The following is a 15,328-nucleotide window of genomic DNA, read 5'->3' on the forward strand; positions in this document are numbered from 1 at the left end:
ACCCGTCCAGGCCGGGTTGGGCCAGATCGACCAGCGGGTTCGTCCGCCTGGTCCGATAACTGTCGGTGGCGGTCCTTACACTCGGGCGCAGTCGGAGGACGGGTCCCGCCGGGGCCCGCGGAGGGGGTGCGAGGTGCCGATCCTGGAGTTGGCCGGATTTCCGGGGCGACGTTCGATAGGTTGTCCCGCGCACCCGGGTGCAGGCGTCGAGCAGGAATAGAGGGGTCCTTCGAGATGAGCACGCTGCAGTTCAAGAAGTCGCCGCGGCTGGCCGCGCCGCGCCCGCCCGGCGGCGAGGTGCATCTCGAGCCGCCGCCCGAGGTGCCCCGCACGATCCCGGGCAACATCGTCGCCAAGGCGATTCCGGGCGTGATGATCTTCGCGTCGCTCGGGATGATGGTTTTCATGTTCACCATGGGCGGGAAAAACCCGACCACGATCATGATGAGCGGCATGATGCTGATGGGCACCGTCGGCATGCTCGCCGGAGGCGGCGGCAAGGGCGGTGGCCAGAAGAAGGCCGAGATGGACGAGGACCGCAAGGACTACCTGCGGTATCTCGGCCAGATGCGCGACCGTGCCCGGGAGGCGATGGTCGACCAGCGCGCCGCGCTCGAATGGGTGCACCCGGATCCGCAGTCGCTGTGGTCGCTCGCGGCCAGCCGCCGGATGTGGGAGCGCAGGCAGAACGACCAGGACTTCCTGCACCTGCGCGTCGGCCGGAGCTCGCACCGTCTCGCCACCCGGCTGGTCCCGCCCCAGACCGGCCCGGTGGACGAACTGGAGCCGATCGCCACGCTCGCGCTGCGCCGGTTCGTGCGCGCGCACTCGATCGTGCCGGACCTGCCCACCCAGATCACCCTCCGCGGGTTCGCGGCGGTCAGCATGCAGGGCGAGCGCCACCGCACCCGGGCGCTGACCCGCGCGATGCTGGCCCAGCTGGTGGCTTTCCACAGCCCGGACGACGTGATGATCGCGGTCGCGACCGCGGGCCGGGCGAAGGAGGAGTGGGAGTGGGCCAAGTGGCTCCCGCACACCCAGCACCCCACGCTGTCGGACGGCATCGGCCAGCTGCGCATGATGGCGGGCTCGCTCAAGCAGATCGAGGACTGGCTGGACGAGGAGCTGCGCGACCGGCAGCGGTTCTCCCGGAACGCGACGCCCGCGCCGGACCAGCCGCACGTCGTGATCATCATCGACGACGCCGAGGTCACCCGCGAGGAGCAGATCATCCTCGAGGAGGGCCTGGTCGGGGTCACCCTGGTCGACCTTTCCGATTCGATCGGCAACCTCGCCGCGCGGCGCGGCCTGCGGCTCGTGGTCGAGGAGGAGCGGCTCGGCGCGCGCAGCGCCGGCGGGGTCGAGTGGTTCGGCCGTCCGGACTCGCTGTCGGTCGTGGAGGTCGAGGCGCTGGCCCGGCTCATCGCGCCGTACCGCGTCGGCGGGGGCGGCGGAGCTGACGTCAGCGAGGAAGAGCCGCTGCTGTCCAACCCGTCGCTGCTGGAACTGCTCGGCATCCCCGGCGACCCGATGACGTTCGACGTCCAGCAGGCGTGGCGGCCCCGGCCGATCCGCGACCGCTACCGCGTCCCGTTCGGCGTCGGCGAGTACGGCCAGCCGGTGGAACTGGACATCAAGGAAGCCGCGGCGGAGGGCATGGGCCCGCACGGCCTGTGCATCGGCGCGACCGGTTCCGGCAAGTCGGAGTTCCTCCGCACGCTGGTGCTGGGCATGCTGGCCACGCACTCGTCGAGCACGCTGAACTTCGTCCTCGTCGACTTCAAGGGTGGTGCGACGTTCCTGGGCCTGGACAAGGCCCCGCACGTGTCCGCGGTCATCACCAACCTCGCGGACGAGGTCACGCTGGTCGACCGCATGAAGGACGCGCTGGCCGGCGAGATGAACCGCCGCCAGGAAGCGCTGAAAAACGGCGGTAACTTCAAGAACGTCTGGGAGTACGAGAAGGCCCGCGAGAACGGCGCCGACCTCGACCCGCTGCCCGCGCTGTTCATCGTCTGTGACGAGTTCTCCGAACTGCTGGCGGCGAAGCCGGACTTCATCGACCTGTTCGTCGCCATCGGCCGGCTGGGCCGGTCGCTGCAGATGCACATGCTTCTCGCGTCGCAGCGGCTGGAAGAGGGCAAGCTGCGCGGTCTCGACTCCCACCTGTCGTACCGGATCGGCCTGAAGACGTTCTCCGCGGCGGAATCCCGCGCGGCGATCGGCGTGCCGGACGCGTTCGAACTGCCGTCGGTCCCCGGTGGCGGTTACCTGAAGTACGACACCTCGACCCTGGTGCGGTTCAAGGCCTCCTACGTTTCGGGCCCGTACCGGCCCGCGGGCATCAAGGCGGCCGGTCCGGCCGCCACGGTGGTGCGTGCGGACAAGCGGCCGCAGCTGTTCGTGCCGGACTTCGTGGAACTGCCGAAGGAACCCGAGCCGGAACCGGTCGTCGAGGAAGAGGCTCCGAAACAGCAGGAGTCCGAAGAAGCTGTCGAGCCCAGCGAGTTGGACGTCATCGTCGGCCGCCTGGTCGGGCAGGGCCCGCCGGCGCACGAGGTGTGGCTGCCGCCGTTGAACGAGCCGAACTCGCTCGACACGATGCTGCCGAACCTCAACCCCACCGACGACCGCGGTCTGTCCCCGGTCGGGTTCTTCGGCAACGGCAGGCTGCAGGTGCCGATGGGCATCGTCGACCGGCCGTACGAGCAGCGGCGCGACCTGCTGTGGGCGGACTTCTCCGGTGCGCAGGGCCACGGTGTCATCGCGGGCGGCCCGCAGTCGGGCAAGTCGACGATGCTCCGGACGCTGATCATGTCGATGGCGCTCACCCACACCCCCGAGGAAGCGCAGTTCTACTGCCTCGACCTCGGTGGCGGTACCCTCGCCGGTCTCGCGGACCTTCCGCACGTCGGCGGGGTCGCGGTGGCGCGGCGCGAGCCGGACAAGGCGCGCCGGATCGTGGCCGAGCTGACCACGCTGCTGACCGAGCGCGAAGGCCGGTTCGGCGCGCTGGGCGTCGACTCGATGACGGAGTTCCGCAACCGGAAGCGCCGCGGCGAGATCACGCCGGAGCAGGACGCGTTCGGCGACGCGTTCCTGATCGTGGACAACTGGCGGGCGCTGCGCGACGACTTCGAGGAGCTGGAGACGTCGATCACGCGGCTGGCCACGCAGGGTCTGGCCTACGGCGTGCACGTGATCATCTCGGCGAACCGGTGGGCCGACCTGCGGCCCGCGATCAAGGACATGCTCGGCACGCGGTTCGAGCTGCGCCTCGGTGACCCGACGGAGTCCGAAATGGACCGCCGGATCGCGGTCAACGTCCCGGCAGGCCGGCCGGGACGCGGCCTCACCCGGGACAAGCTGCACCTGCTCACCGGTCTGCCGCGGATCGACGGGTCGAGCGATCCGGAGACGGTCGCGGCGGGCGTCGCGGACGCGGTCGCGAAGATCCGCGGCGCGTGGCGCGGCCGGGTGGCTCCGCAGGTGCGTCTGCTGCCGGAGATGATCACCTACGAAGAGGTCCTGCGGATCGACCAGAAGCGGGACACGAAGCTCGTCCCGATCGGCGTCAACGAGGAAGACCTGCAGCCGATCTACCTGGACTTCGACGCGGACCCGCACTTCTTCGCGTTCGCCGACGGCGAGTCCGGCAAGACGAACCTGCTGCGGCAGATCGCGCGCGGCATCACCGAGCGCTACACGCCGCAGGAGGCCGTGATCCTGCTGGTCGACTACCGGCGCACGATGCTCGGGTTCCTGGAGGGCGATTCGCTGCTCGGCTACGCCGTGTCGTCGGCGCAGCTGGACAGCATGGTCCAGGACGTGCACGGGTCGATGACGCGGCGGCTGCCGGGTCCGGACGTCACCCAGGAACAGCTGAAGACCCGGTCCTGGTGGACCGGTCCGGAGCTGTTCGTCCTCGTCGACGACTACGACCTGGTGGCGACGCAGTCCACCAACCCGCTCAAGCCGCTGTCGGAGTTCCTCGCCCAGGCGAAGGACGTCGGCCTGCACTTGATCGTGGTCCGGCGCACCGGTGGTGCGTCGCGGGCGGCGTACGACCCGGTCATCGGCAAGCTCAAGGAGCTCGCGGCCACCGGCATGGTGATGAACGGTTCTCGCGACGAGGGCAACCTGATCGGCAACATCCGGCCGAGCGCCATGCCTCCGGGCCGGGGCAACATGCTGAGCCGCAAGAACGGGAAGCAGCTCGTGCAGGTGTCGTGGATCCAGCCCGACTGACCGACCGGGGAGCCGTCGCGGCTGACGGAAGGGGTGCCCGGTGACGGTGCGGGTCGCGGTCGACTTCGGGACCTCGAGCACCTGCGTCGTCTTGTCGGTCAACGGCCGCGAGCCGCAGGTCGTGGTGATCGACGGGCAGCCGCTGATGTCGTCGGCGGTGTACGCGGCGTCCGACGGCACCCTGTTCGTCGGCCAGGAGGCCGAGCGGCAGGCTGCCGTCGACCCGTCGCGGTACGAGCCGAATCCGAAGCGGCGGATCGACGAGGGCGATCTGCTGCTCGGCGATTCGGTGCTGCGGGTCATCGACGTCGTGCACGCCGTGCTGGACCGGGCGGTCGCCGAGGCGCGGCGCGTCGCGGGCGACGTCGAGGTGGATCTGCTGGTGCTCACCCACCCGGCGGACTGGGGCGCGATCCGCACCCGGCTGCTGCGCCAGGCCGCGGGCAGGCTGGCGCGCGAGGTGGCGCTGGTGCCGGAACCGGTGGCCGCGGCGGTGTACCACGCGGCCACCTTCGCCCCGGAGGTCTCGCCGGGCGGTCGGACGGTCGAGTTCTCCGGCCGTCCTGGCGACGCACTGGCGGTGCTCGATCTCGGCGGCGGCACGGTAGACGTCAGCGTCGTCCAGCGGTCGCCGGAGGCCGCGCGCGCGGCCCGAGTGCCGGGTGCGCCGCCGCAGCGGGGCGGGTTCCAGGTGCTGGCCACGCGAGGAGATCCGAGCTTCGGCGGGGCCGACATCGACCAGGCGTTGCTGGAGCACGTCGGGTCGCTGGTGTCCGGCACCGATCCGCAGGCGTGGCAGCAACTCGTCGAGGGCCGCGAGCTGGCTGAGCGCCGGCGGCGCCGGGTGCTGCGCCAGGACGTCCGCGGCGCGAAGGAAACGCTGTCGCGGCACACGTACACCGATGTGCCGTTGCCGCCGCCGTTCGCGGACGCGCACGTGACGCGGGTGGACCTGGAACGGCTGATCGGGGCTCCGCTCGGCCGGGTGGTCGAGCTGACCAGCGCCGCGATCGCGGATTCCGGCCTGCGTCCGAAGCAGCTCGCGGCGATCTTCCTCGTCGGCGGTTCGAGCCGGATCCCGATGATCTCCCGGCTCGTGCACGAGCGCACCGGCGTGGTGCCGACGAGCCTGGACCAGCCGGAGACGGTCGTGGCCCGCGGCGCGCTCCGTGCGGTGCTGCTGGAACCGGACCGCACCGGCGTGCTGCCCGGTTCGTCGATCCCGGGACAATCCGAGCACCGCACCGAGATCGTCCGCGGGGACGCGCCGATCCGCCGCGGTCCGCCTCCGGCGCCGAATGCGCCGAATTTGCCGAACGCACTGAACGCGCCGCCGCGGAACGCTCCGGCGCAGCCATTGCCGCCGCGCGGGTTCTCGTCCGCCGATCCGGCCAGGGGACCGCAGAGCGCGCCGTTCGGCGTCGCGGCGCCCGCCGGTCCGAGTCCATTGCAGACCGGACCGGGCAAGAACTCCTTGGGGCAGAACGGTTCCGGGAACGGGGCGTTCGCCGTTCCCAGCGCGGACGCGCCGGGCGACTCCGGCGGGAAGGCGAAGAAACGCCGTCGGCTGTGGTTGATCACCGCGGCGGTGGCGGTCGTGGCGCTGATCGCGGGCGGAGTCGGGTACTTCGTCAGCAGCGGGGACAGCTCGGAACAAGGCCGTTCGTTCTCCCAATACGACTTCAGCCTCGTCGCGCCGAGCGACTGGGTCCAGACCACCGACGAGGTCGCCGACCGGCAGGTCATCCTGCATCCGCAGGACGCCGACAAAGGCAACGATCTCGTGCTCGCGCAGGAGTTCGTGATGGACTACGACGCGACGGCCGACCGGCAGAAACTCGTCGACGCTTTGCGGTCCGGGGTCAGCGGAAACGCGAACTACACTGCGTTCAGCCCCGATCTGACTTACGGTGGCCGGAACGTGATCGGCTACGTCGAGAGCAAACCGGAACGGATTACCGTCCGCTGGTATGTGCTCGTGCAGGGGCGGATCCGCGTGCACGTCGGCTGCCAGTACCAATCACCCGCGGTGCAGCAGCGCGTCGACGCCGCGTGCGAGCAAGTGGTGCGCACGCTGAAGATCACCAGCTGAAGGAGCGAGCGCCTGTGCCGTCCGAACCGGAATCCGCGCCGGCGGCCTTCACCCGAGCGGGACAGGACGCCGTCACCTTCTCGCGCCGCGTCGCGGGCACCGCGCTCGCGCGCAGCGAACGGCATCGCAGCGAAAACCGGGAATTGCTGAAGGAGTTCGGCAGGCGGCGGCTTTCCGGCGCCGCGGAACCCGCGCCGTCCGCGTTGCGCGGGGCCGCCCGGCGGTTCCGCGCGGCCCGCGGATTGCCGATGCCCGCCGAGCCCGTGGCGCCCGAGCCGGTTCCCGTTCGTCCCGAGATTTCGCCCGAACAGACACGGACGGGTGAAGAGGACGAGGACTTTTCGCAGTCGCGAATCATGAGCCGGGGCTCCTGAAAATTCCCGGGAACCGGCTGTGCGTGTGCTAACCACGCTGGTGGACAAGGTTTTTTCGTGGTCATCAGTAAGCCGTTAACCCGGCCGTTGCCGGGCGGTTCCCCGATGGCGCGTTCACGCAAGCAACTACTTGCGAAGAAGTCGCGACAAGTGTGAACCGAACTGGCAATGTCTTCGTCGTAGGTGCAGTGCCGGAAACACCAGCCGGCGCGCACAACCACTGACGAAGGGGGTAGCTCCCATGGCTGCTGGCGGTTTCACTGGGGATCCGAAGGAATTCACCGCGGCGGAAGGGCGCGTCGTCGACGCGACCAGCCGGATGAACAAGAACCTGAGCGACCTGCGCTCCAACATCGAAGCGACCCGCGCGGGCTGGGAAGGCGACGCCCAGCGTGCCTTCGACAACGTCATGCGCCGCTTTGACGACTGCGGTCGCGGCCTGAACGACGCGCTGCACCGCATCGGTGAGCTGCTCCAGGAAGCGGGATCCACCTACGCCAAGAGCGAGGCGGCTCAGCACGAGCACATCAACTCGCTCAACAAGGGCTTCGGCGTTCTCGGCTGATCCAGTTCTTTTCCGTACCAGATTCGCCTTCATCTTTCATTCTTTCTTCTGACGGGAGTTCGACATGCCTGACGGCCGCATTGTTGTTGATCCGGGTACCATCCACCGCGCCGCTGAGGACTGCACCGCCACCGGCGGCGAGCTGAAGACCCTCTTCGACAACCTGAAGAGCGACCTCAACCCGCTGACCCACAGCTGGACCGGTGAAGCGAAGGACCAGTACATCCAGGCGCAGAACGAGTGGGACCAGAAGTTCGACGAGTTCACCCAGCTTCTGGCGCAGATCGCCGCCGTGCTGCCGCAGATCGCGGACGGCTACCAGGCGACGGACCGCTCGGTGCAGAACCTGTTCTGAGCCAAGCTCCGAAACCACGGCGGGCCAGGCACCTTCGGGTGCCGGCCCGCCGTTTTCGTTTTCTGGAGAGGCTTTTCGGGGGGAGCGCGGGGCACCGACGGAATATTCTGGCTAGCCGGTAAGCGTGCGAACGGCCGCCGCCTCCGCTGAAACTCCGGTGATCAGTGCGGTGCGCCGACAGAATATTCCGGCTTGTCGTTGAGCACCCGCACGGTCACCTTCTTCGGCTGGCCGCCGACCTGCACGGTGCAGTCGAAGGTGGTGCCGTTGTCGATCGTCTGTCCCGACGGGCACGCGACGTTTTTCACGTCCGGCTCGCCGTAGTTCTCGTTGAGAACCCGGGAAACGCCCTCCTGCAACGACTTCTGGTCGAGCGTGTCCCCGGCGAACACTCCGGTCGCCCACGAGATCCCGGCCGCGGCAGCCAGCACCACCACGACAGCCACCGCGATCAGGAACGGTTTCTTCGACCGCGGTTTCCCTGGCTTGGCTGAGGAAAACGCGCCAAGACCGCCGTACTCGGACGGCTGGAACCCGCCGCCGTAAGGGTTTCCCGGCTGTACTGGGGTCGGCTGACTGGGCGCCTGGCCGGGGCCGCCGTACGGCGCGGGCGTCGGCTGGCTCTGCGGCTGACCGTAGGGCTGGGCCGGGTAACCCTGCTGCGGATACTGCGCCGGTGGATGCTGAGCCCGCGGAAACTGTTGCTGCGCCGGAGGTTGCGCCCACTGGCCGCCCTGCCAGCCGGAGCTGTCCGCTTCGGACGGGTAGCCCGGCTGCTGCTGCGGCGTGTTCGTCCCCGGCTGCCACCACTGCGGCTGCCCTTGCGGGTGCTGGTCGGGAGGCTGGGTCATCGGTGCTCACCTCGGAGGTCGGTCGGCGCGGGGGTCGGCGCAACGGCGCGCATCAGCGCCCCTGCAGTTCGCCGAGCCTGCGGTAGAAGTCCTGTTTGGCCGCGTCGTCCGCGAGGACGGTGACCTGCGAGGCGTCCGGCACCGTCGGCAGGTCCGAGGAGGTGGCCTCTCCGGTGAACTTGAACTCGTAGCGCAGTTCGACCTTGTGCCCGTCGCCCTCGAACTTGGCTCCCATGGTGAACGCGGCGAGCGAACCGTCCGGCTTGAGCGTGATCGTGCTCGGCACGACGGCCTTGCGCAGTTCCGGCCCGACCTGGTTGAGCACCTTGTCCGGGAGCAGTTCGACGCGCCGGTCGAGGAAGATCGGGAACGGCACGTTCACGGTCAGCTGCTCGGTGCCGTCCGCGGAGCTCTTCGCGCCGCGCAGCGCTTTCTTGTCCGCCTTGTACGCGCTGTCGACCGCGTCGCCCATCTTGCACGCGATCTGCACCCCGCCCCACGCGCACGGCTGGACGAGCCCGGCCTCCGGCTTGGGCATCGAGACCCACGGCGTAGGCGCGAGCGTTTTGTAGGCCGGGCCGAGGTAGAGGTACTCGACGGCGCCGTCGGCCGGGGTGAACGAGTCGAGGAACTCGTTGGGGTTCTTCTGCGACCGGTTGTGCACGATGCGGCTTTCCGGGCTGCCGGTGCGCGCGGAGGTGACGATGTTGTGCAGGTACTTGTCGTCGAACTTGAAGTACCGGTCAGCGGAGTTGGTCACATTGCGCGGCTCGACGATCGTGTCCGCGAGCTTCGACATGGCCTTCTCGAACTTCGCGCCGACGTACGCGGCGGCCTGGTCGCCGTCGGGCAGCGCGGTTCCGGCGCGGGCCTGCCCGCAGGCCGTCGCGAGTGCCAGCACAGCGACGGCGGCGCACACCGTCCGTGCGGGTCGGGTCGTCCTCGCTCGTGTCTTCAACTGCTGTCCCCAGATGCTCGTCGTGCTCGCGCGGCCGCGCGTCGGAATCGTCTCATCCTGCTACGACCCGCGCGGCGGCGTGGTGGTTCCGGGAACCGGTCGGGTACGCTGTGACCGGCCGACGAGGCGTCTTCGCACCCCCGCTGCACAACAGGCGGGACCACAGGGGTATCTTCATATGTCGTTGTGCGTTGCGGCGCGTCAGCGCTCGGCCCGCACATTACCCACACGCAATGACGACGAGGTAGACCCTTGCCCACGTACAGCCCCAAGCCCGGCGACGTCACTCGTGCCTGGCACGTGATCGACGCCGAGGATGTCGTGCTCGGACGGCTCGCGACCGAGGTCGCCACGCTGCTGCGCGGCAAGCACAAGCCGACCTACGCCCCGCACGTGGACACCGGTGACTTCGTCATCATCGTCAACGCCGAGAAGGTCGCTCTCACCGGTAACAAGCGCGAGCAGAAGTTCGCGTACCGGCACAGCGGTTACCCCGGCGGTCTGCGGAAGCGCTCCTTCGGCGAGCTGCTCGACACCAAGCCCGAGCACCTCGTGGAGAAGGTGGTCAAGGGCATGCTGCCGAAGAACAAGCTCGGCCGCGCCATGGCCAAGAAGCTGAAGGTGTACGCCGGCCCGCAGCACCCGCACGCCGCGCAGCAGCCGCAGGCGCGCGAGATCACCAAGATCGCGCAGGTCGCGCAGTGAGTGAGGAACAGTTGACCAGCACCGAGACCGAGGTCGTCGCTTCGACCGAGACCCCCGCCGAGGCCGTGGCGACCAGCGAGTCCGCCGCCGCCCCGCGCCCGTCGCGTGCCGCCGGTGGCAACGCGCAGACGGTCGGCCGCCGCAAGGAGGCCGTGGTCCGCGTCCGCGTCGTGCCGGGTACCGGTGAGTTCAAGCTCAACGGCAAGTCGCTCGAGCAGTACTTCCCGAACAAGGTGCACCAGCAGCTCATCCGCGAGCCGCTGGTGACCGTCGAGAAGCCGGACTCCTTCGACATCTTCGCCAACCTCAAGGGCGGCGGGATCTCGGGCCAGGCGGGCGCGCTGCGTCTCGCCATCGCCCGTGCGCTGGTCGAGGTCGACGCCGACGACCGCCCGGCCCTCAAGAAGGCCGGCTTCCTGACCCGTGATGCGCGCGCCACGGAGCGGAAGAAGTACGGCCTCAAGAAGGCCCGCAAGGCTCCGCAGTACTCCAAGCGCTGATTTCCGCGCCTGGCGCAACCCTGGAAGCGCCCATCCGTCCATCGGATGGGCGCTTCCGGCGTTTTCCGGGCCTGATGATGCGTTCTTCGCCACTGGCACGACTGTCTTGGGGTAGGGCAGGGGATCACCCCCGCCGGGCCCGGCGCTAGGTTTGTCGAGGCCGGGCGCGCCCCGAGGCTGGTGAATCAAGACAAGGAGGTCGAGATGGCTCGACTGTTCGGCACCGACGGGGTACGCGGTCTGGCCAATGCCGACCTGTCCCCGGAGCTGGCCCTGTCGGTCGCGGCGAGCGCCGCCCGGGTGCTGGCGGCCCATGACCGTTCGCACCGTCCGGTGGCCGTGGTCGGCCGTGACCCGCGTGCCAGCGGCGAGATGCTGGAGGCCGCCGTCGTGGCGGGCCTCGCGTCGGCCGGTGCGGACGTCCTGCGGCTCGGCGTCCTCCCGACGCCCGCCGTCGCGTACCTCGTCGGTGCGCTGGAGGCGGACCTCGGCGTGATGATCTCCGCCTCGCACAACCCCATGCCGGACAACGGCATCAAGCTCTTCGCCGCCGGCGGGCACAAACTGCCGGACAGCATCGAGGACGAGATCGAATCCGGCCTCGACGCGACCGGCGTCACCCGCCCGACCGGCGACGGCGTCGGCCGCGTCACCGACGTCCCCGACGCGCTCGACAAGTACATCGAGCACCTGGTCGCCGCGACGCCGCATCCGCTGACCGGGCTGAAGGTCGTGGTGGACTGCGCGAACGGCGCGTCGTCCGCGGCCGCGCCGGAGGCGTACCGCCGGGCCGGCGCCGAGGTCGTGGCCCTGCACGCGGAGCCGGACGGCATCAACATCAACGACAGCTGTGGCTCGAACCACCCCGACCTGCTGCGCGCGGCAGTCGTCGAACACGGTGCCGACCTCGGCATCGGCCACGACGGAGACGCCGACCGCTGTGTCGCTGTCGATGCCGCTGGCGAACTGGTGGACGGCGACCAGATCATGGCCGTCCTGGCGCTGGCGCTGGCCGAAGAAGGCGCGCTGGTGAAGGACACCCTGGTCGCGACCGTGATGAGCAACCTCGGCCTGCACCTGGCGATGAAGGCCCACGGCATCACGGTCGTCACGACCGCGGTGGGCGACCGCTACGTGCTGGAGGAGTTGCGCGCCTCGGGCCTGGCCCTGGGCGGCGAACAGTCCGGCCACGTGGTGCTCCCCGCCCACGCCACGACCGGCGACGGCCTGCTGACCGCGATGCGGCTGATGGCCCGGATGGCCGCCACCGGCAAACCGCTGGCCGAACTGGCCGCGGTGATGAACCGGCTGCCACAGGTCCTGGTCAACGTCCCGGTCGCGGACAAAGCGGCGGTAGCGGGCTCGGCCGAGGTCCGCGACGCGGTCGGCGAGGTCGAAGCCGAACTCGGCGAGGAAGGCCGCGTCCTGCTGCGCCCGTCGGGAACCGAGCAACTGGTGCGGGTGATGGTCGAAGCCCCGGCCCATTCCACCGCCCAGGCGGCGGCGGACCGGCTGGCCGGGGTCGTGTCGGCGGTCTCCTGACCGAACTGCCCGAATCGCTGCGCCCCTCGTCACTCTCCGGGTACATTCCGTAGACGAGTGTCCGGCACTGTCGACGGCTTCCGTGCGTCCAACGTCCGGAAGCACTCGGCAGTCGAGGAGGGGCGAGCGTGGGGAACCGACAGAACGTCGATCCGCAGATGCTGGAAACGGCGGGCGGATTTGTCCGGGACGCGGCGAAGGACCGGCTGCAGACGACGCTGCCCGCGTTGAATCAGCTGCAGATCACCGAGGCGGACTTCGGGCGCAAGCACCACGGCTCGTTCCAGCTGTACAAGACCGGCATCGAAGCGGTCGGCAAATGCGTCGACAGCTACGTGAAGGCGTCTGAGGACTTCGGGAACAACCTCGGGTCGGCGAGCAAGAAGTACACCGCCAACGAGGCGAGCAGCTCGGACTCCATCACGAAGAGCGGCAAGCGCTGATGGCCGAGCGCAACGGGGATATCCCGACTTTCCAAGAGTTCCAGCAGTTGATGAACGACCCCAGTGTCGACAGCAACACCAAACGGGGTCTGGCGCTTCGCTATTTCGACTACGTCGAGGACGAAGACGACGACGGCGAAGCGCAGAGCTACGGCTTCCAGAGCGACGAAGACCGCAACCACTGGCGCGACTACTACAAGGACAAGCTGTCCATCTCCGAAGGGGACATGGACTGGGAGTGGTCGAGCGGTGGCGACGTCCGCGATTGGTACGGCAAGGCGAAAGAGCAAGCCGACAAAGGCGCGAAGGCGGCGCAGGACAAACAGCAGCAGGCAGTCGACGGCGACAAGCAAAAGCTGAAAGACCAGGGTGCCAAGAACACTGACACCGACCCGGGCGTCGCGAACTCGAACGAGATCCTCGACCTCGGTGTCTCGGGTTTGCAGCCGTTCCGGAACCTGCTGCCGCTCTACAATCGTGCCCGCGGCCTTGTCGCGCAGAACCTTCCCGAGCACCCGTTCCAGCCGCATGTCGGAGACCCGTTCGACGAGCAGCGGGACATCCCGTTCGACAAGTTCAAGGCGGCTGCCAAGGAACTGACGGACGTCAACGCGTCCATTGTGGACGCCGCGGCGGACCAGGACAACCGGATGGCGACCGTGTTCGCCAACTGGTCGGGCAACGCGCGGGATTCGGCTCAGCAGTCCTGGAAAGGGATCACCGACGGCACCAAGGCCGTTGAGCAGACCCTGAAGGACGGGGCGGGCCTGATCGACCGCAGCATCGCCTCGATCGCGAAGCTGATCCGGGCGAAATGCCAGTGGCTGCAGGACTACTACATCACCGAGTACCCTAACAAGGGCGACTTCTCGCCCGGCGACATCGACCGGTTGATCCGAGTCGCCGAAATGGGGCGCAACGCGAGCGACGACGACTTCAAGCATTTCGTTCGGTTCATGCCGGAGGACCTGAAGAACACCGTCAACAGCGACAATTGCGACCTCGGTGACGACACCAAGGACGCCGGGCAGGAGTGGGCCAAGAAGTGGCTCGCCGGGTTCTGCGGGTTCATGGACAAGCACGTCACGAACTGGCAACAGGTCTGCGAGCACACGCGCACGAGCGTCGACCAGGTGTGGAACGAGCTGGGCGCTTCGCTGGGCAAGGCCCGCGAGGACCTCTTCACCACGTCGTCGAAGCCCGCTGACGAGGGCGGCGGGAAGCAGTCGGACGGGGGCGGCCAGCAGACCACGCCGTCGTCCTCCGGCGGCGGCAAGGACTCGGGAATGCCGAGCACTGGCGGTTCCGGACCGACCCCGGCCGCCGCGCAGACGCCCAAGATGCCGGAGACGCCGCAGACTCAGCCGCAGTCGGCCGAGGGACTGAACCCGGTCACTCACCAGCCGCTCGAGGTCGATCCGAAGACGGGCCAGCCGTATCCGATCGACCCGAAGACGGGCGCGGCGCTCAAGCCCGAAGAGCCCGAGACGATGACCGTCGAGCACGACGGCCACAAGATCTCCATGTCCGAACCCGGCAAGGACGGGCACATGGGGATCAGCGTCGACGACGGCACGGGCAAGCAGAAGACCTATGACCTCGACTTCGGCGACCCGGCGAAGCCGGATGCGACGCAGCCGCCGGGGACTCCCGTGGCCGGGCAGCAGCATCCGGACCCGGCGAGCGGCTTCGGACCGCAAGGCCACGACGGTGCGCAAGGCCACGACGGTGCGCAAGGCCACGACGGTGCGCAAGGGACCGGACAGGGCCACGACGGAACCCCTGGCCAGGACGCTGCGGAGAACCAGGACGGCGCGCAGGGCGCCGGGCAGAAGTACCAACCAGGTCCGGACGGCAAGATCCACATCCAGGACGGCAAGCTGTCGATCGTGGCCGAGCGGCCGTCCGGGGCCGACGGTCCGACGGTCGTGACGATCGACGACGGCTCGGGCCATCCGACGAAGTACACCCTCGGTGACGACGGTGCGCTGAACCCCAGCGGTCACAGCGCCGGCGGTGGAGCCGCGGTCGGCGGGCAGGCCACGCCGGGCGGGCCGACGCCTCCCGGAACGCCGGTGCCGGACGCAGCGACCGCGGCGGGCCAGCCGGTTGCCGCTGCCGCTCACCAGGCCGTTCCGGACCAGGTCGTCGCGCAGGGCCACCAGGTCGTTCCCGAGCAGTCCGCTGCGCAGAGCCATCAGGCTGTTCCTGACCAGCCAGGCGCGCAGGAACACCGGATCGTCCCTGGCCAGCCGCCCTCGCACGAGCTGCCCGTGACTCACGAGCCGGCGAGCGAACCCGCCGCGGCGGCGTCGGGACCGGACGAGTCGACCACTGCCCAATCGGTGCTCGACCCGTTCTCGTCAGATCCCGGGATCGGCACGGTTCCGCACGACGGTCTCGGCGACACCGGCGATCCGATGGCCGCTTCAGCAGGCGACGCCCCGCCGACCGACACCTCGCAGCTCGGCACCGCGCCGGTGCACCACGAGGCGAGCGGTTCCGGCACCCCGGCCATGATGGGCGGCGGCATGATGGGCGGGCTCGGCAACGCGCCGGGCGGCGGACAGGAGCAGGAACGTTCGTCGAGCGCGTACCGGGTCGACGGCGGTCTTTTCGGCTCGCAGTCCAACTCGAACCGGATCAGCGGTTCGCTGCTCGACGACGATCAGCCTGGCCGTTAGAACGGGGGAGG

At 69.2% G+C, this 15,328-nt stretch carries 12 protein-coding genes; 10 read left to right on the forward strand and 2 right to left on the reverse strand.

All coding sequences use genetic code 11. From position 1 onward, the window contains the following. The first annotated feature begins 234 nt into the window (after positions 1-234). The 5 genes from eccCa (at position 235) to L3Q65_RS39840 (ending at position 7,634) form a co-directional block, all read left to right on the forward strand. Positions 235-4,248, forward strand: coding sequence for a type VII secretion protein EccCa (gene eccCa, locus L3Q65_RS39820; protein WP_182894641.1), 4,014 nt, complete (start codon positions 235-237; stop codon positions 4,246-4,248). A 40-nt stretch (positions 4,249-4,288) separates the two neighbouring features. Further along, positions 4,289-6,340, forward strand: a complete 2,052-nt coding sequence (locus tag L3Q65_RS39825; protein WP_182894640.1) for a type VII secretion-associated protein — start codon at positions 4,289-4,291, stop codon at positions 6,338-6,340. 14 nt (positions 6,341-6,354) lie between these two features. Further along, positions 6,355-6,714 carry a hypothetical protein gene (locus L3Q65_RS39830; RefSeq protein ID WP_182894639.1) on the forward strand — a complete coding sequence of 120 codons (360 nt, stop codon included), beginning with the start codon at positions 6,355-6,357 and terminating at the stop codon, positions 6,712-6,714. A gap of 241 nt (positions 6,715-6,955) precedes the next feature. After that, on the forward strand, positions 6,956-7,279 hold the full coding sequence (locus L3Q65_RS39835) for a WXG100 family type VII secretion target (protein WP_009072357.1): 324 nt from the start codon (positions 6,956-6,958) through the stop codon (positions 7,277-7,279). Between the two features lie 64 nt (positions 7,280-7,343). Further along, entirely contained in the window at positions 7,344-7,634 is a 291-nt protein-coding gene (locus L3Q65_RS39840; RefSeq protein WP_182894638.1) for a WXG100 family type VII secretion target, read from the forward strand. 161 nt (positions 7,635-7,795) lie between these two features. On the opposite strand, the gene L3Q65_RS39845 is transcribed toward L3Q65_RS39840, so the two are convergent. Further along, on the reverse strand, positions 7,796-8,485 hold the full coding sequence (locus L3Q65_RS39845) for a DUF4333 domain-containing protein (protein WP_237597961.1): 690 nt from the start codon (positions 8,483-8,485) through the stop codon (positions 7,796-7,798). A 52-nt stretch (positions 8,486-8,537) separates the two neighbouring features. Next, positions 8,538-9,404: a hypothetical protein gene (locus tag L3Q65_RS39850; protein WP_237597962.1), complete on the reverse strand. Its 867-nt coding sequence runs from the start codon at positions 9,402-9,404 to the stop codon at positions 8,538-8,540. 291 nt (positions 9,405-9,695) lie between these two features. Between L3Q65_RS39850 and rplM the strand changes: the two genes are divergently transcribed. The 5 genes from rplM to L3Q65_RS39875 all read left to right on the forward strand — a co-directional run bounded on the left by rplM (position 9,696) and on the right by L3Q65_RS39875 (position 15,317). After that, positions 9,696-10,148, forward strand: coding sequence for a 50S ribosomal protein L13 (rplM, locus tag L3Q65_RS39855; RefSeq protein WP_009072361.1), 453 nt, complete (start codon positions 9,696-9,698; stop codon positions 10,146-10,148). Positions 10,149-10,159: 11 nt separating this feature from the next. Beyond that, the gene (rpsI, locus tag L3Q65_RS39860; protein WP_009072362.1) at positions 10,160-10,648 is read left to right on the forward strand and encodes a 30S ribosomal protein S9; all 489 of its coding nucleotides are present in this window, start codon (positions 10,160-10,162) and stop codon (positions 10,646-10,648) included. 204 nt (positions 10,649-10,852) lie between these two features. Then, positions 10,853-12,190, forward strand: coding sequence for a phosphoglucosamine mutase (glmM, locus tag L3Q65_RS39865; RefSeq protein ID WP_182894636.1), 1,338 nt, complete (start codon positions 10,853-10,855; stop codon positions 12,188-12,190). Between the two features lie 128 nt (positions 12,191-12,318). After that, the gene (locus L3Q65_RS39870) at positions 12,319-12,633 is read left to right on the forward strand and encodes a hypothetical protein (RefSeq protein ID WP_237597963.1); all 315 of its coding nucleotides are present in this window, start codon (positions 12,319-12,321) and stop codon (positions 12,631-12,633) included. Further along, positions 12,633-15,317 (forward strand): WXG100 family type VII secretion target, encoded by a 2,685-nt coding sequence (locus L3Q65_RS39875; protein ID WP_237597964.1) that lies wholly within the window; start codon positions 12,633-12,635, stop codon positions 15,315-15,317. The genes L3Q65_RS39870 and L3Q65_RS39875 overlap by 1 nt, the downstream gene beginning before the upstream one ends. Positions 15,318-15,328 lie beyond the last annotated feature (11 nt).

Source organism: Amycolatopsis sp. FU40 (assembly GCF_021903635.1).
GTDB classification, from domain to species: domain Bacteria; phylum Actinomycetota; class Actinomycetes; order Mycobacteriales; family Pseudonocardiaceae; genus Amycolatopsis; species Amycolatopsis dendrobii.

Coding starts and splice junctions, on each gene's coding strand:
- eccCa (WP_182894641.1), top strand. CDS start 235: ATGAGCACGCTGCAGTTCAAGAAGTCGCCGCGGCTGGCCGCGCCGCGC.
- L3Q65_RS39835 (WP_009072357.1), top strand. CDS start 6,956: ATGGCTGCTGGCGGTTTCACTGGGGATCCGAAGGAATTCACCGCGGCG.
- L3Q65_RS39840 (WP_182894638.1), top strand. CDS start 7,344: ATGCCTGACGGCCGCATTGTTGTTGATCCGGGTACCATCCACCGCGCC.
- L3Q65_RS39845 (WP_237597961.1), bottom strand. CDS start 8,485: ATGACCCAGCCTCCCGACCAGCACCCGCAAGGGCAGCCGCAGTGGTGG.
- glmM (WP_182894636.1), top strand. CDS start 10,853: ATGGCTCGACTGTTCGGCACCGACGGGGTACGCGGTCTGGCCAATGCC.
- L3Q65_RS39875 (WP_237597964.1), top strand. CDS start 12,633: ATGGCCGAGCGCAACGGGGATATCCCGACTTTCCAAGAGTTCCAGCAG.